Raw genomic sequence first — 17,054 nt, forward strand, 5'->3', positions numbered from 1 at the left:
TCCCTCACGTCGGCGGTGCCCTCCTTGCTGTCATCGTCGCGCAGAGGCAAGGGAGAACCGCATGCCGGTGATCATCGGGATGGACCCGCATAAACGCTCGGCGACAATCGAGGTGATCAACGAACTCGGTGACATACTCACGACGGGAAGTTCGGCACAGACCAATTCGGCTACGCCGAAATGCTGGCGGCCGGGCGCAGGTTCACCGACCGGGTATGGGCGATGGAAGGCTGCAACGGCGTCGGCCGGCATGTCGCCCACCGACTGGTCCACGAGGGCGAGACCGTGCTGGATGTGCCGGCGAAACTGTCTGCGCAGGTGCGGGTGTTCGCCACCGGCAACGGCCGCAAGACTGATCCCGTGGACGCGCACTCCCTCGCGCTGGCTGCGCTGCGAGCCCCGGACTTGACCCGCGTCCAGGCCGACCCGGAGCTGGTCGTGATGACAGCCCGGCGACCCCGATTGCGATCTTTCGGGGCGGAATCGGCGGCAGGGCGGGACGGGGAGCCGGTGGGTCGGTGGACGGATACAACGTCGTCATGGTCATGCCACCATTTCTTCGCTGGGACCGATGCTCTGTACCCAGTCTGAACGGTGTGGAGGTTGCCATGGTGCAGCTTGACCAAACAGGTCGGCCGCTCCGGCGAGGGTGACCGCGTCGAACAACGAGCGGAACGATGCATGCGCCTTCCAGTCTGCGGACTCGCGCTCATTCGGCATAGACAGATGTTCTGCGTGTCGGTGTTCGACGAAGGAACCCTCCATAGCGATCACCCGGGGCCGAGGAGGGGGCGCGGCGGGGGTCATGGGCGACCGGCGATGGTCACTGTCCCGATGCGGTGGTTGCTGCTCCTGCTGGACTACGGACTGGCGCGTAATTCCGCTGGACGGGTAATTTCTGACAAATCCACTGACCCTGTCGAAAACAGGAGACTGTCGTACTCCCTCACGCTGTTCTGTTCTCGAGAATTGTGCCGGACGCGGTAACATCGACCGATGCCGGGCGAGCGCTCGTCGGCCGGGGCTGGGCGGTCATCCGCGGCGGTAGCCCTCGAGCCGCGTTACCGCACATGGATCCGTAGCACCCGGCTCGTCGTGTTCGCGGTGTTGAGCGGCCTCTGTCTTGCCGGGAGCGCGTTGTCGTTCTTGTCGCTGTGGTTCCTGCTGTTCCTGGTGCCGTTCGCGCTCTTCGGTTACATCGCGATGATCCTTGCGCTCACCGTCTATCGGTTCGCGCCCCGCGGTGGTGATCTTCAACGCCGCATCCACGAGCTGATCGTCGCGAAGGTCGAACTGCCGGCGGCAAGCCGGGTACTGGACGTCGGGTGCGGCAGTGGAAGCCTGGTCGTCAAGCTCGCGAGAGCGTCGGCGGGCAGTACCGTGACCGGCGTCGATTCCTGGGGGCGGGACTGGGAGTACTCGAAGGAGCTGTGCGAGGACAACGCGCGGATCGAGGGGGTGGCCGCCCGCACGGCATTCCTCAAGCGAAGCGGTGCCGCCCTCGGCTTCGCCGACGGGAGCTTCGACGTGGTGGTCAGCTGCCTGACCTTCCACGAGATCGACGACGTGGAGCGCAAGTCCGACGGGGTGGCCGAGGCGCTGCGGGTCCTCCCGCCGGGCGGTCGGTATGTCTTCCTCGACCTGTTCGGCGACCCGGCCTTCTATCCCTCGCTCGACGATGTCCGGGACGCGGTCGGCAAGGCGGGCGCCTCGATCGCGGAGTTCCGCAGCCTGGCCGACTTCCTGCCGCTGCCGTTCCCGCTGCGGCACCCGAAGGTGCTCGGCCACGCGATGCTGATCGCGGGCACGAAGCCCGGCGATGCCGGCACGGCAACGTGACGATGCGGACGGCCCCCCGTCAGGGAAGCCGTCCGCACTAGGTGGTTCGCCAGGGCATCAGGCGTCACCACTCAGGTATAGGGGTTGTCGATGTACCCCGAACACTTGATCGGCCCGCCACCGCGAGCGCAGAGGCGGATGTTGATGATGTCGTACGGCTCGATGAAATAGCCGGTGCTGTAGCTCCTGGCGCCGCCGTGGCACCCTGAGCTGTTCTTGTATTCGACGTAGTCGAATTGACCATTCCGGCCGTAGAGCCCGACCTCCCCGACTGCCGGATTCGCGTTGCATTTGGTATCCGTCACGGTGATGGTCAGGCTTGTTCCCGAGGCGTGCTGGAAGGTGTAGTTCAGGGTCGCCGTGGACCCTTCGGCCACCACGGTGGTGCTCGCGGCCTCGGCCGGCAGCGCGAGCGCCACCATGGAGACGGCGGCAAGAGCGATGGGCATCAGTCGGAGAAGACGTCGACTCTTCATGGGGATCCTTTGCTCGAAGGGATTGTGTGCCACGTCGAGGTTCCGGCGCCTGCGGTTCGCGCCGCGGGACTACCGGACCGCTCGGCACGGGCTGCTAACGGACTTGGACGCCGTAGTTGAAGGCTCGGTCGTAGGCGGAGCAGATCGCTGTGCTCTCCGCCCCGGACCCGGCGCGGACCCAGGGCCCGTAGCGGTTGTAGTCGGGCCAGAGCGGCTCATCGCACCGCGTGTAGGCGCGGAACTCGCCCGAGCCGCCCGCGCAGTACGCGGTCACCCAATAGCCCCCGGCCGTGACGCCGCAGTTCGACGGTGCCGCGACCGCGGCCGGGCCGGTGGGAGTGGCCACCGCCGCGGTGGTGCCGCCCGCGAAGGCAGCCGCGGCGAACAGCGCGGTCACCCCGATCCCCCGGGCGGTCGACAATGGTCGTTTCCCGAGCATGGTTTCCTCTCGTGTGGTGGTTCGGATGGCCGGGTGGATGGCGGGCGGTCGCCTCAGCCGGTCTGCATTCCCTGGTTGAACGCGCGGTCGCTGTCGTTGCACCAGGCCGAGGACCAGTTGCCGGCGGTCACCCACGGCCCGTAGCGGTTGTAGTCGGGCCGGTTGTTCTTGTCGCACCGGGTGACAGCGCGGTACGTGCCGGTGCCATGGCTGCAGAAGACGTCGGCCCCGTTGCTCAGCGTCGAGATCACGCAGCCCGAGGGGGCCGGCGCCGCGGCGGGCGCGGCCTGGGCACCGCCGAGCACGGCGGCGCCGGCCAGCACGGTCGATGCCGCGATTCGACTGACGGCGAAGAATCGGGTCATGGATGACTTCCTTCCAGCGGGGATGCTCTGGAGGCCTGCGAGGATGCTCGACCGTTCGTGTGAAACTCTCGCCGGAATCCTGTATCTCCCTGGTCAGCGGACTATTCCTGTCCTGCGGCAGGCGCCACACCTGGGGAGACGGACATGTCGGTGAAGATCACTTTGCTGGGCGAGGTCACCGCTCGGGTCGACCGGCGGCCGGTGGACCTGGGAACACCGCGGCAGCGGTGTGTGCTGGCGGCGTTGGCGGTGGAGGCCAACCGGCTGGTGCCGGCGGATCGGTTGGTGGGCCGGGTGTGGGGTGCCGATACACCGCGACGAGGACGAGCAACGCTGCAAACCCATGTCTCCCGGTTGCGCGGCACGTTCGCGGGCGCGGTGACCATCGTGCACCGCTCCGACGGCTACGTCCTCGAACTGGACCAGCCGGATCAAGCGGTAGACCTGCTCCGGTTCCGGGCACTGCGTGACCAAGCCCGTGGCGCCGGAGACGACACGCGCAGAGTGGCGTTGATGACCGACGCGCTGGCGTTGTGGCACGGGCAACCGCTGTCCGGGCTGAGCGGGGACTGGGTGGCGGGGGAGCGTGACCGCTGGCTGCAGGAACGCTGGGCGGCCGAGCACGATCTGGTCGACGCCCAGCTCGCTGTCGGCCTCGGCGACGAGTTGGTGGCGCCACTGTCCGCCCGAGCCGGGCAGCATCCGCTGGACGAGCGCGTCGCCGGCCAGTACATGCTGGCGCTGCACCGCGCCGGACGTTCGGCCGACGCCCTGGACCACTACCGGCAACTCCGGAAACAACTGGCTGAGGAGCTCGGCACCGACCCCGGGGCCGCCTTGCAGAACCTGCACCAGCGGATCCTGACCGCCGACCCCGACCTGCTCCACGCACCTGCGGGCCCGGCGACCCGGCCGGTGGTGATCCCTCGGCAACTGCCCGCCGCGCCCGCATGGTTCGTCGGCCGCCACGATGAGCTCGACAGACTCGACGCCACGCTGCCCACCAGCGGACCGTCCGAGGACGGCGCTCCGCCCGCGGGCGAGGGAATGCCGGCCGGCACGATGACGCTCATCTCGGCCATCGGGGGCACCGGCGGGATCGGCAAGACCTGGCTGGCGTTGGCCTGGGCGCACCGCAACCTGGACCGGTTTCCCGACGGGCAACTGTTCGTCGACCTGCGTGGGTTCAGCCCCACCGGACGGACGGCGCAGCCGGCCGACGTGCTCGGCGGGTTCCTCGACGCCCTGGGCGTCGACCGCGACCGCCGGCCCACCGACCCGGACCGCCGCGCCGAGCTGTACCGGAGCCTCGTCGCGGACAAACGGATGCTCGTGGTGCTGGACAACGCAGCCACCACCGACCAGGTCATCCCCCTGCTGCCCGGCGGCCACCGGTGCACGGTCCTGGTGACCAGCCGCAACCAGCTCCGGGGGCTCATCGCCCGCCACGGCGCCCGGCCGATGCACCTGGACGTGCTCACCGACACCGAGACCCGTGCCCTGCTGGCGGCCACCCTCGGCCCCGACCGCGTCACAGCCGAACGACCCGCAGTCGCGGAGCTCATCGACCTGTGCGGCGGATTCCCCCTGGCACTGGGGCTGATCGCCGCCCATGCCGCCGCCGACCTCCGCCTGTCCCTGGCCGAGATCGCCGCCGAACTCCGCACCCTCGGGTTGGACGCGCTGGACTCGCAGGAACTCACCGCCAGCCTCCCCGCAGTGCTGTCCTGGTCCCTGCACCACCTCAGCGACGAGCAACGTGAGGTCTTCGCCCTGCTGGGCATCGCCCCCGGCCCCGATACCAGCCTGTCCGCCGCCGCCGCGCTCACCGGCTTACCCGAAAACAGGACGCACGCCATACTGCGGGCGCTGACCGACGCCTCCCTCGTCAACCGCACCGCCGGCGGCCGCTACGCCATGCACGACCTGGTCCGCGCCTACGCCATCACTGTCGTCGACTACCTACCCACCGAGGTGCAGGAGACGGCGCTGCGGCGGGTCGTCGACTTCTACACCTGCACAGCGCGCGCCGCCGCCGCGCTCCTGGACCTCCACCGCGACCCCCCAGCGCTCGACTCGCCCGAGCCCGGTGTCCACCTCCACCCGCTGCGCGACATCCCGACGGCGCTGGCCTGGTTGAGCACCGAGCACGCCTGCCTGCTCGCCGCCCAACACACCGCCGCCGCCCGGCACCGGCACGCCACCGTCTGGTGGCTGGCCTGGAGCCTGCACACCTTCCACTACCAGCGAGGACACCACCACGACCGGCTCACCGTGTGGCAAGCCGCCGTCGACGCGGCCGCCCACCTCCCAGACCCCACCACCCGCATCCACGCCCACCGCTACCTCGGCCTCGCCTACGCCGAACTGGGTCGCCACGAGAACGCCATCACACACCTGGACCAAGCCCGCACCCTCGCCGAACACCACCAGAACCCCACGCACCAAGCCCAAACCCATCAGGCGCTCGCTTGGACCTGGGAGCAGCGCGGCGACGGCCGGCGGGCCTTGGCGCACGCCCGCCGCGCCCTGGACCTTTTACGCGGCCGCGACCGGCCGGTATGGGAAGCCGACGCGCTCGGCGCGGTGGGCTGGTGCGCCGCCCGCCTGGGCGACTACGACACAGCCCGAGACCATTGCCAAGCCGCCCTCACCATGTACCGGCACCACGACAACCCCACCGGCGAGGCGACCACCTTGGAAAGTCTCGCCTACATAGACCACCACGACGGCCGCCACCAGCAAGCCATCGACCGCTATCACGACGCCCTGTCCCTTTACCGCTACCACGGCAACACCTACGACATCGCCGGCACCCTCGACGCGCTCGGCCACTCCCACCTCGCCCTCGAACAGACCGGACAAGCCCGCGCGGTGTGGAGAAAAGCCCTGACGCTGTACCGGGAACAAGGCCGCCACGACGACGCCACCCGCGTACGACACCAACTCGACGACCTCGAAAGCCAGCCACCCCGGGGCACCCGAACCGCCACGTAGCCCAGACGCCTTCTTGCCCGTTATCGCGCGGCTCACCCGGGTGCCCCCTGATCGGCAAGCAGCAGCAACTCCCAGGGCGGTCCGCTTCGCCTGGTGGGGAGGGCGAACACGCATCAGTTCAGGGTCCATTGTGGATCAGTGACGCCCACAGATCCGGGCGTCCGGGGTACTCGGCGCGCAGGTCGAGCGTGGCACGCCGGACCGCAAGAGCGGCGTCGCCGGCTGCCGGCGTCCCGTCCAGGTGCCGGTAGATCTCGCGCGCGGCGGTGGCCGCGAAGTCGTCGGCGATCGGCCACAAGGTGGCGATGACGTGGCGGAAGCCGGCCAGCTGGAAGGCCGACGCGAGGTGCAGTGATTCGTCGGCCTGGTTGATGCCCGGGTTCGCGGTCGAGCAGGCGGACAGGTACGCCAGTTCGGCGTCGGCCAGCCGCAGCCGGCTGATCGCGGACAGCGACAGGACTCCGTCGTGGAGCCGGATTCCGCTGCGGGAGGGCACGAGCAGGTCGGCGTCCGCGTGGCACGCGAAGTGCGCCCACGTCGATTCGCGCAGCGCGGCGAGGACGGCGTCGGTCGTGGCGTGCTCCCCGGCCAGCAGCGGCAGGCCGGGATGGGCGTCGTGGAGCTGTCCGGCTTCGCCGGCGGTGGCCGGCAGCGGCGCCGAGCCCGGGGCATCGGGGACGGCGATGACCAGCTGCTTGCGTCCGGCCGTCGAGGGGCGGGACCGGGCGTGGGTCAACGTGCGCAGGGTCGCCGTGTAGGAGGAGACCACCGCGTCCAGGGCGCCCGGTTCGCCCGGATGCCCGGCGGCGTGCCACGGGAACAGGCTGAGCAGATCGGTCGGCATCCACCACACGCGGGACGTGGCCGGCAGGGCCGCCAGGATCGGGGCGACCGCGACGTCCCACAGCCAGCCGGCGATCTCCGGGACGACACGCCGCCGTCGCAGTGCGGCGGCGAAGCCGCTTTGCCGGTTGACGTCGATGAGTTCCTGGATCCGCCGGTGCAGCTCGGCGCCGCCGAGCTCGGGCAGGCGGACGAGGAGCGGATCGCCGGGGGCGGTGACGATGATCGCCGCACCCTGTCGGAGGTCGGTGTTGACCAGGACCACCACGCCGTCGGCCGCCGCCGTTCGCAGCTCCGGAAACGCCGGCGGGTCAACGGTTTCCGCGTCGACGTCGAGTTCGGCGGCCAGCAGGATGCCCCGGCTGAGTTCGGCCACCTCGACGGCGCCTGCGGGATCGCCGATCGCGCAGTGCGCGGCGATGCTTTCTCGCACCAGCCCCGTGTATCGGCCGATCCGGTACTCGCGGTCCCGCCAGTTCGCGCCCGGCGGCGGGACCGACGGCAACAGCGCGGCGGCCGAGTCGAGCAGTGTCGTGGCACGGACGTGGTCACCGAGCACCGTCGCCAGCCGGCCGGCCACGTGGTACGAGCGCACCTGCTGGGTCGTCGACGCCGTGGCGGCCGAGCCGGCGATCACGTCGATGAGCGGGCCGAGGCGCTCCTCGTTCAGCGGGCGACCCGTGGTGGTGGCGAACTGGTGGTGCGCTTGGCCGAGGTTCGCGGCCACCAGTGCCCGGTCGGGATGGCCGGGTGACAGGCAGGCGAGCGCCTGTTCCTGGAATCCGATACCGCGTCGCATGTCGGCCGCGTCGCCGGAGTACCGGGCACGGCGCTGGTGGACGATGTTGAGCTCGGACAGGTAGCGGTACCGGTCGGGGCGGTCGGCGGGGAGCGTGTCCAGCGCCAGGTGGGCGAGTTCGATGGCCCGGTCCAGATCGGTGTGGTCTCCGTGGTGTTCGAAGCGCTCCCGGTACGCGGCACTCACCATCCGGATGGTGACGCCCCGGGTCGGATCCTCGGCCGGGATGGCGGCCAGCGCCCGCTCGCCCAGTTCGATGGCGTACGTCCGATCGGCAGCCGCCTCGGTGTGTTCCGCCCGGCTCCGGTAGGCGACGCAGAGGTTGGACAGCGACGTGACCCGCACCGGATGGCCGTCGGGCAGCAGCGCGAGCGCCTCCTCGTCCACGTCGATGGCCTGCTGGAGGTCCGACAGCAGGCCGGTGTGCTCGTAGAGCCGTTGCAGCGCGGGGCTGAGGTTGCCCAGCGCGCTCGCCCGGTCCAGCGAACCGGCCTGGTACGTCGCGACCGCCAACCGGCCGTAGCCGATCGCGCGCCGCAGGTGGGCCAGGTCTTCCGTGGCCTCGTACAGGTGGCGGCAGGCCAGGTTGAGCATGGACGCCGGCGCGGCACGGCGCACGTCGTGCTCGGGCAGCATCGCCAAGGCCTGCTCACCCGACTCGATGGCCCGGTGCAGGTCGGCGACATCGCCGAACCGCTGGTACCGCTCGCGGTACATCACGCACAGGTCGGCCGGCGGGCGGTGCAGGTCCGGGTCCGCCGCGCGCGCCCGTTCCTCGGACTCGATCGCCCGCCGCAGATCGGCGACGTCGCCGAGGCGCTCGTACCGGCGGAAGCAGGCCGCGCCGACTTTGGCCAGATAGCCGGCGTGGTCGGGGTGGCCGGCCGGGGTGCAGGCCAGCGCCTGCTCGGCGCAGTCGATCGCGGCGCCCAGATCGGCGAGGTCACCGGTTCTGCTCGACCGGTCGCGATAGCCGTCGGCGAGATTGGCCAAGCACACCGCGCGCCTCGGATCGTCGGCGGCATGCGCGGCCAGCGCCGTCGCGGTGAGTTCGATCGAGCGGGTCAGGTCGGGCATCGCCCCGGTTCGCGTGTACCGGGCTCGATGGGCCACCCCGAGGTTCGACAGGATTCCGGCGAACTCCGGGTGGTCCGCCCCGAGGACGCGCATCGCGCGTTCCCCCGTCTCGATGGTCCGCTCCAGATCGTCGGCGCGGTGGGTGCGCTGGTAACGCCACTGGTGGCCCACGACGAGCATCGCCATCCGGGCGCCGGCGCGGGGATCGTCGTCGGCGGTCGCGGCGACCGCGGCCGCCATCAGCGTGATTCCGGCGCCGAGCAGATACGGATCGGGGGTGCGGAAGGCGGCACGCAGCAAGTCGGTCCCGACCGCGTCCTGGGCGGTCGCGTCGGCCGTCGGGCCGAGGAGTGCGCGCAGCGGATCGGGCAGCACGGCCGGATTGCCGGACAGGGGTGCGAGAAAAGTCAGCGCTCTGGCCAGTTCCGCGTGCTTGGCCTCCTCGGCCAGAGCGGCAGCGCGGAAGAAGTGCAGCCGGCCGAGCACCACGCGCGCCGCGGTGCTCTGCTCGTCGTCCGTGCCGGACGACGCGATCGAGGTCACCTCGTCCGCGTCGGCGGTGATCGCCCTCGAAAACAACACATCGGGCCGGCCCGATCGCCGGAAGTCGGCCAGCCGCCCGGACAACCGAGCCAGCGCCTCGTCAGATGCCACCGGCCGATACCATACCCAACCGGGGTCGTCGGCCGCCATACGATCCAGGCGGCGGAAACCGAGCTGGGAGAAACCGGATGGATGACGCCGAACGGCAGGTGCTGGCGCAGTTCTGCCTCGATCTGCCGGATCTGCGTGCCGAGGTCGCGCGGCTCGACGAGACGAAGCACGGGCAGCTGGCCCGGATCGAGCGGGCGGCCGCCGAGGGCCGGCCGATTTCCGGTCTGCTCAAGCGTTACTTCGACATCGACCCGGCCACCGGGCACCGTTCGCTGCACCGCGGACTGCCCGGCGCCGGCGCCGGCCGGGCGCACGAGGAACTCTTCGGCTGTCCGCACGGCCACTGCGCGCGCGAGGAACGGCCGGTCCCCGCCGGGCCGGTGCCGCGTTGCCAAGTGACCGATTCGGTGATGAAGCGTATTCGATGAGCGGATTCTTCCAGGAACTGGCGAAAACACTCGCGCAGCGGTGGGTCGGCCTGCTGCTCGTCCCCGGCGCGCTGTTCGTCGCCGGCGCGATTGTCGGTGTCGGGTCGGGGCACCAGCACGCGCTGGACCTCTCGATGGCGACGCGCGCGCTCACCGCGGCGACGACGTCGGTTGCCGGCCGGCCGGCAACCGTGCAGGCGGTGGTGCTCGTCGCAGCGCTGCTCGCGTCGGCCGGCGTCGGTCTGGTGGTCCAGGCCATGACCGGCGTCACCCGGGCTCTGTGGCTGGGCCGGTGGCCGGGAGCGATCCTGACGGCCCGGCGGGTCCGACGGTGGGAACGGCACCTGAGCCGCCGCCACGAACTGGAAGCCGCACAGCCGTCGGCCACGCGAAGCGCCGCCACACAGCGCGAGATCGATCTCGCCGCGGCGCGGGCGAACGCGGTCGCGATGGCGCGACCGGGCCGGCCGACCTGGATGGGCGACCGCATCCACGCCGTGGAGAGGATCGCGGCCGACCGGTACGGCCTGGATCTCCCGTTCGCGTGGTCCCGCTTCTGGCTCACCATGCCGGAGACCGCACGGGCCGAGATCACCGCCGCGAACGGGGCGTTCGCGGCCGCGGTCACCGTCGCCAGCTGGGCCTGGCCGGCGCTCGTGCTCGGCGCGCTGTGGTGGCCGGCCGTCGTGGTGGCGGTGGTGGTCGGCGCCACGGGTTGGGTACGCGGCCGGGCCGCGATCACCGACCTCACCGCACTGGTCGAGTCCGCGCTCGATCTGTACGGCTGCGCGTTGGCAGCCGCGGTCGGCGTCGGGACGCAACGGCCGGCCGGGCCGTTGGAGGTCGGCGAAGGCGAGCAGGTGACCGCGATCGTGCGCAAGGGCCGCTGAACGGCGGTAACGCCTGCGGGACTTGGTGATCCGTCATCTAGGCCTCGGCTGAGCGGGCAGCCCACCCGTCGGAGGGCCGGCGAAGCATTTTCGTCCGTTCGACGGTGCACCTGGTGGTGGTGCGCGCACTAGGCTCCGCGTCCATGATCGAGGACGAAGCACCAGCCGATCCGGTCGCCGTGCGCCGTCCGGCCTATCTGGCGGATCTGGCCGGCGGGGTGGATCGGTTCTTCGAACCTCGCCGCGGCAGCTGTCCGTGGTGCGGCTCCGCGGCCCTTCGGGCCCGGGTGCGCACCACCGACCTGCTGCAGCACAAGCCGGGGCGGTTCGTGCTCGACCAATGCCGGGACTGCGGGCACGTCTTCCAGAACCCCCGGCTGAACCCGGCCGGGCTCGAGCTCTACTACCGGGACTGTTACGACGGGCTCGGCGAAAAGAACATGACCGGGATGTTCGAGAGCAACCGGGCGGGTTATCGCTCCCGGGCCGAGCTGGTCCGCGACGTCGGCGCGGCGGGGGAGTGGCTCGACGTCGGCATGGGACACGGGCACTTCTGCCACGAAGCCGCCGCGGTGCTGCCCGGTGTCGAGTTCGACGGTCTCGATCTCGGCGAGGGGGTCGAGCTCGCGCGTCGGCAGGGCTGGATCCGGACCGGCTACCGGGGCCTGTTCGTGGACCTGGCCGAGGAGCTCGCCGGGCGCTACGACGTGGTCAGCATGTACCACTACCTCGAACACACCACGGAACCCCGGCGAGAGCTGGCGGCGGCGATGACGGTGCTGCGGCCCGGCGGGCTGCTGGCGATCGAGCTGCCCGATCCGGAATGTCGCTGGGCGAAGGTGCTCGGCCGGTGGTGGATGCCCTGGCTGCAGCCCCAGCACCTGAACCTGTTGCCGATCGGCAACCTCCGCGCGGAGCTGGCGGCTCGCGGGTTCACCGTGGTCGCCGAGCAGCGGGCCGAGCCGCATTCGGCGATCGACGTCCTGGCCGCCTCGCTCATGGTGGTCAACGCCCTGACCATCGACGGGGAGGACCTTCCGTGGCGAGCCGCCCCGCCGGCCCGATGGCGGCGGATCCTGCGCAAGGCCACGTTCGTCGCGTGCGTGCCGTTGTTCGTGCTGGCCTCGATCGTCGACCGGCTCAGCGCGCCGTTCGGGCGGCCGCGCGGGTGGTCCAACGCGTATCGGGTGGTGGCCCGCCGGGGTACCGCCTAGCCCGCGGTGATGGGAGGTCTGTCATGTTGCTGGCCGGGAAGGTCGCCCTGGTCACCGGAGCGAGCACCGGGATCGGCGCGGCGTCCGCGCGGCTGTTCGCCCGGGAAGGCGCGGCGTACGTCGGATGACGTGAGCGGACGCCGGCTCTCGCCGCGCCGGATCGCCCGCGGAACGCGCCGGCCCTAATCGACCAGTGCCGATGGGTACCCGCATTTCGGCATGGGCGAATTCCGGAAGCGGGCCACCGCGAATGGTTGCGCTTCCCGCTCGACCCGCACAGCTTCCACCGCAAGCAGGCTTCGCGCCGCCCGGCTACGGCTCGCCTGGCCGCCCGGCTCGCTCCGAATTCTTTCGAGCCTCAAGCTCGCCGTACCCCCGGTGGGTGGTCGCCCGGCGGCCGTCCGGCAACCCCGCCTCAGCCGGCACGAACGCGCACGTCTCCCTTCGACATGGGCGAATGGGCGCCGCCGTTCGGCGCTTTACAGCCCTCCGGAAGGTGCTTACGGTGCGGCTCGCACCCATGCGGCCGGTCCGTGCCGACCACGGCTGAAGGAGGTCAGGTGTTCCGCAACCACAGACGCAGTACCCGCGCCACCGTCACGGTGTTCGCGGCGGCGGTTCTGCTCGCGGTTCCCACGTTCACCGCGAGCAGCAGTGCCGATCCCGCCGTCACCCCCTGGCTCGACACCCATCGCCCGGTGCCGGCGCGGGTGGAGGCGCTGCTGCACGCCATGACACTGCCCGAGAAGGTCGGGCAGATGGACCAGCAGCTGGTCACCACGCTGACCGACCCGAACGGCACGACCTGCGGCAACAACGGCTTCAACCTGCCCAACCCCGAGTGCATGAAGAAGATCCTGGTCGACGCCAACGTCGGCTCGATCCTCGCGGGCGGTACCGAGAACCCGGTCGACACCACGGGCAAGGGCGGCGTGGGCAACACCGGCCACGACTGGGCCACCGAGTACAACATCATCCAGCAGTTCGCGATCAAGAACTCCCGCCTGCACCTCCCGGTGGTGTTCGGCGTCGACGCGGTGCACGGCTTCGGCCACCCGTGGCAGGCGCCGCTGTTCCCGCAGTCCATCGGCATGGGCGCCACCTGGGATCCCGCGCTCGCCCACGCCGGGGGCAAGGCGACCGCGGACGCCCTGCGCGCCACCGGCTGGACCTGGAACTTCGCACCCGTGCAGGACATCGCGCGCGACAACCGGTGGGGCCGCACCTACGAGACGTGGGCCGAGCAACCGGTCCTGGCGGCCGCGATGGGCGCCGCGAACATCAAGGGCATGCAGACGCCCGGCAAGCGCGGTGAGCTGAACGTCAGCGCCACCGTCAAGCACTTCGCCGGCTACTCGCAGTCGGTCAACGGCCACGACCGGGCCGAGGCGCTGCTCCCGATGAACTACCTCCAGACGACGATCCTGCCGCCGTACGCGGCCGGGATCGACGCGGGCGCCGGGACGGTGATGGTCAACTCCGGTTCGATCAACGGCGTTCCCGCCACCGCGTCGCGCTACCTGCTGACCGACGTCCTCCGCAACCAGATGCACTTCCAGGGGGTCGTGATCAGCGACTACCAGGACGTCACCGCGTTGCAGACCGCCTACCACATCGCGCCGGACCTGCCGGGTGCCATCGCCGCCGCCGTGAACGCGGGTGTCGACATGAGCATGCAGGTCTCCGACGCGGCCGGGTGGCAGGCCGCGATCCTGCAGGCCGTCGACACGGGCAAGATTTCGCGCGCGCGGATCGACCAGGCCGTGCGCCGCATCCTCACGCTGAAGTTCCAGCTCGGCCTGTTCGACCAGCCGTGCGTGGCCGACCCGGCGAAACCGTGCGTCGACCCGAACGCCGCCGATGCCGCCGTCACCGCGGGCCGCGACCAGACGCTCAAGGCCGCGCGGGAGTCGATCACCCTGCTGCGCAACGAGAACAACGCGCTGCCGTTGCCGGCGAACGCGAAGGTCGTGGTGACCGGCCCGAGTGCGGACTCGATGACCAACCAGCTCGGCGGCTGGAGCGTGAGCTGGCAGGGCGTGGCCGGCGCCGGGCACGTGTGCTGCATGGGCCCCGAAAACCAGATCCCGCCGGGCACCACGGTGCTGGGCGGCATCCGGGCCGCGAACCCGGCGGCGGTCTACGCGCCGGACCAGGCCAGCGCCGTCGCGGCGGCGGCGGACACCAGCGCCTATGTGGCGGTGGTGGGGGAGAAGGCCTATGCGGAAGGGCTCGGCGACAACCCGGCTCCGGCACTGGCCCCCGACCAGCAGGCCCTCATCTCGGCACTGGAGGCGACCGGCAAACCGGTCATCGTCGTGGTCGTCGCGGGCCGTCCGGTCGGGCTGGGTCCGGCGAAGCAGGCGAACGCGGTGCTGATGGCCTACCAGGGCAGCACGGAAACCGGCACGGCCGTGGCGGACGTGCTGTTCGGCGGGACGAACCCCGCGGGCAAGCTGCCGATCAGCTGGCCGTCCGACGCGCCGTCCGTCGGCGGCGACTTCGCCGGCACGGCCCCGTCCCCGCTGGGTGACCAGCCGAAGTTCTTCGACCAGCTGCCCGGCACCGCGTCCGGTCAGGGCAACGCGTACAACCCGCAATTCCCGTTCGGCTACGGCCTGTCGTACACGACGTTCACCCACACGAACCTGGCGGTGACGCCGAAGGTCGCGCGCGACGGCACGGCCACCGCGACGTTCACCGTCACCAACACCGGCACCCGCGCCGGCACCGACATCGTGCCGGTGTACGTGGCCCAGCCGGTGAGCCCGGTGGTCGTCCCGCCGCAACGGCTGGTCGGCTTCGCGCGGGTGACGCTCGACCCGGGCCGGTCACAGGTCGTGCGGGTGTCGTTCCCGGCGGCCACGCTGGCCGAAAGCGCGGGGGACATCAACGCGTCCGGCCCGCCCGTGGTGGTGCCGGGCAGTTATGTGCTGCAGCTGGACAAGAACGGCACGACGCCGTACGCGGTGGACGTGTCGGCGCCGTTCACGATCCAGTAGGACGGGACCGGCCTGCGGGGCGACGTGCCGGCGTCGCCCCGCGGGCAGGCTGCCAAGCCGCCGTTCGGACCAGCCGGGGCACCGTCGACCGGCCCTCGCCGGGCCACCGGAATCACGGCACGATGGGAGCGTCGAGACTGCGGATTCCCGAGCGGATCGGGAGGCGAGACCGTGAAGAAGATCGTCCTGGCCCTGGTGCTCGCGTTGGCCGGCGCCGGGCTGAGCGCACCCGCGGCCGCCGAGCCGCGGTTGGACAGCGTGCGGGTGTGGAACGAGTTCGCCTTGGCCGCGGTGCGCGCCACCCGCGCCACCGACGCCGACGCCGCCCGCACGTACGCCATGCTCAACGTCGCCGTTTACGACGCGGTCAACGGACTCGCCGGTCCGACGCGCGCCCCCGCGCTGGTCCCGGGCCCCGGCCCGCGCGGCGCGGATCCCCGTGCCGCTGCTGTCGCCGCGGCCCACGGCGTCCTCGTCCGCCTGGACCCGGACCGAGCCGCCGGCTACGACAGCCGGCTCCAAGCCGACCTGGCGGGGCTGCGTCCCGGCCGGCAGCGCGACGCCGGGGTGCGCTGGGGCCGTGAGGTCGCCGAACGGGTGGTGGCCTCCCGTGCCGACGACGGCTCGAGCCCGGTGCAGAGCCAGCCGGCCGGCTCGGGCCCCGGGGTGTTCCGGGCCGAGTGGTCCGGCGCGCAGTACCGCAACGTCCGCCCGTTCGCCGTCGGCAACCCGGCCGGGTACGTCCCGGGTCCGCCACCCGCCCTGGACAGCCTCGACTATGCCGCTGCCTTCACCGAAGTCGCGTTGCTCGGCGACGCCGGGATACCCGCCCCCGACAAGCTCGCGACCTACCAGTTCTGGTCCCTGCCGGCGGGCACGGACCAGCCGCCCGGCGAGTGGGTGAAGATCGCGCTGACCGTGTCCCACGACCTGCCGTTGCCCACGTCGGCGCGCCTGCTGGCCTTGCTGACGATGACGCTGGCCGACACGACGGTTGCCACCGTGGGCACCAAGTTCACCTACCGCCACTGGCGTCCCGCCACGGCGATCCGCGAGGCGGACACCGACGGGAACCCCTGGACGCAGCCGAACCCGAACTGGGCGCCGCGGGCCGGCAGTGCGGGCGGAACACCGGAATACCCGTCCGGGCACAGCTCCTACAGCGGCGCGGCGGCGGCCGTGCTGGCCGGGTTCTTCTGCACGGACGACCTGCGGTTCACGCACACCACGGACACCGCACCCGGCGGCCAAGCCCGTACCTACCCCGGTTTCTCCGCGGCCGCCGCCGAGGCCGGCCGGTCGCGGGTGTTCGGCGGGCAGCACTTCGAATTCAGCGACCAGGCCGGTCTGGCCATCGGCCGCGGCGTCGCGAGCGAAGTGCTCGCCACCCGGCTGCTGAAGCGAACCGGACCCACTCACCACGGCAGCTGTCCACTGTAGCCAATCCGGTCCGACCTGTCCGAAGTCGGAAAGGTTGCCGTCCACGGCCCGGTGAAAGGACGTTTCGGGGAGGGCTGAAACGTTTTCGGGCCGGTTGACGCTGTTCGGGCGCCGCTGGCACGGTCGGCCTGGCAAGAGTGGATCATCCTGCTGGGGAAAGTGGACCTTCGTAGTGAATTCTTCGAGAACCAAATTTCTTGCTGTCATCACGGTTGCGCTGTCGGTGGTCCTGACCGGGGCCACGCAGGCCACGGCGGCCACCTCGGCTGTCGAGGCTCAGACCGTGGAGGTCGCCGCGCCGGCCGGGAGCGGGCTTGCGCCGTACGTCGCCGTTATCACGCCGGTCTCTGCTGAGCGGCTGGGGAACAGCTGGCACGAGGGGTGTCCGGTCGGGCCGGATCAGCTGCGGCTGGTCAGGTTGAGCCACCTGGGTTTCGACGGTGCTGTGCATCGGGGTGAGCTGGTCGTCAACGCCGACCGGGCCGTCGAGGTCGCCCGGGTCTTCGCCGAGCTGTACTTCGGGCGGTTCCCGATCGAGCGGATGGAGACCGTGGAGAAGTACGGTTCCGACGATGACGCGTCCATGGCCGC

Annotated in this window: 12 protein-coding genes and 1 pseudogene; 9 read left to right on the plus strand and 4 right to left on the minus strand. The window is 71.1% G+C overall.

Translation table 11 applies throughout. The features are described 5' to 3' along the window. Positions 1–180: 180 nt before the first annotated feature. Positions 181–591: an IS110 family transposase gene (locus ACWED2_RS16920; protein ID WP_449691399.1), complete on the plus strand. Its 411-nt coding sequence runs from the start codon at positions 181–183 to the stop codon at positions 589–591. Between the two features lie 546 nt (positions 592–1,137). Continuing rightward, positions 1,138–1,839 (plus strand): class I SAM-dependent methyltransferase, encoded by a 702-nt coding sequence (locus ACWED2_RS16925; protein WP_449691400.1) that lies wholly within the window; start codon positions 1,138–1,140, stop codon positions 1,837–1,839. A gap of 71 nt (positions 1,840–1,910) precedes the next feature. On the opposite strand, the gene ACWED2_RS16930 is transcribed toward ACWED2_RS16925, so the two are convergent. The 3 genes from ACWED2_RS16930 to ACWED2_RS16940 form a co-directional block, all read right to left on the minus strand. Next, positions 1,911–2,288: a hypothetical protein gene (locus ACWED2_RS16930; RefSeq protein WP_449691401.1), complete on the minus strand. Its 378-nt coding sequence runs from the start codon at positions 2,286–2,288 to the stop codon at positions 1,911–1,913. 121 nt (positions 2,289–2,409) lie between these two features. Then, complete coding sequence (locus ACWED2_RS16935; RefSeq protein WP_449691402.1) at positions 2,410–2,712, minus strand: hypothetical protein; 303 nt, start codon at positions 2,710–2,712, stop codon at positions 2,410–2,412. A 95-nt stretch (positions 2,713–2,807) separates the two neighbouring features. After that, positions 2,808–3,119 carry a hypothetical protein gene (locus tag ACWED2_RS16940; RefSeq protein WP_449691403.1) on the minus strand — a complete coding sequence of 104 codons (312 nt, stop codon included), beginning with the start codon at positions 3,117–3,119 and terminating at the stop codon, positions 2,808–2,810. Between the two features lie 144 nt (positions 3,120–3,263). On the opposite strand from ACWED2_RS16940, the gene ACWED2_RS16945 reads away from it, so the two are divergent. Beyond that, on the plus strand, positions 3,264–6,116 hold the full coding sequence (locus tag ACWED2_RS16945; protein ID WP_449691404.1) for a BTAD domain-containing putative transcriptional regulator: 2,853 nt from the start codon (positions 3,264–3,266) through the stop codon (positions 6,114–6,116). Positions 6,117–6,234: 118 nt separating this feature from the next. Here the strand turns inward: ACWED2_RS16945 and ACWED2_RS16950 are convergent, their stop codons facing one another. Then, on the minus strand, positions 6,235–9,489 hold the full coding sequence (locus ACWED2_RS16950; RefSeq protein ID WP_449691405.1) for a CHAT domain-containing protein: 3,255 nt from the start codon (positions 9,487–9,489) through the stop codon (positions 6,235–6,237). A 77-nt stretch (positions 9,490–9,566) separates the two neighbouring features. Between ACWED2_RS16950 and ACWED2_RS16955 the strand changes: the two genes are divergently transcribed. From ACWED2_RS16955 to ACWED2_RS16980, 6 genes and pseudogenes are all read left to right on the plus strand, one after another. Next, complete coding sequence (locus tag ACWED2_RS16955) at positions 9,567–9,917, plus strand: hypothetical protein (protein ID WP_354826765.1); 351 nt, start codon at positions 9,567–9,569, stop codon at positions 9,915–9,917. Then, a complete protein-coding gene (locus ACWED2_RS16960; RefSeq protein WP_449691406.1) occupies positions 9,914–10,807 on the plus strand; it encodes a hypothetical protein in 894 nt (297 codons plus the stop codon). Before ACWED2_RS16955 ends, ACWED2_RS16960 begins: the two co-directional genes overlap by 4 nt. Before the next feature lie 143 nt (positions 10,808–10,950). Continuing rightward, entirely contained in the window at positions 10,951–12,021 is a 1,071-nt protein-coding gene (locus ACWED2_RS16965) for a class I SAM-dependent methyltransferase (RefSeq protein ID WP_449691407.1), read from the plus strand. Between the two features lie 560 nt (positions 12,022–12,581). Continuing rightward, positions 12,582–15,023 carry a glycoside hydrolase family 3 N-terminal domain-containing protein gene (locus ACWED2_RS16970; RefSeq protein ID WP_449691408.1) on the plus strand — a complete coding sequence of 814 codons (2,442 nt, stop codon included), beginning with the start codon at positions 12,582–12,584 and terminating at the stop codon, positions 15,021–15,023. Positions 15,024–15,194: 171 nt separating this feature from the next. Continuing rightward, entirely contained in the window at positions 15,195–16,463 is a 1,269-nt protein-coding gene (locus ACWED2_RS16975; protein WP_449691409.1) for a vanadium-dependent haloperoxidase, read from the plus strand. Positions 16,464–16,746: 283 nt separating this feature from the next. Further along, positions 16,747–17,054, plus strand: a pseudogene (locus tag ACWED2_RS16980) (M15 family metallopeptidase); the annotation flags it as partial.

The organism is Amycolatopsis sp. NPDC005003 (genome assembly GCF_053600695.1).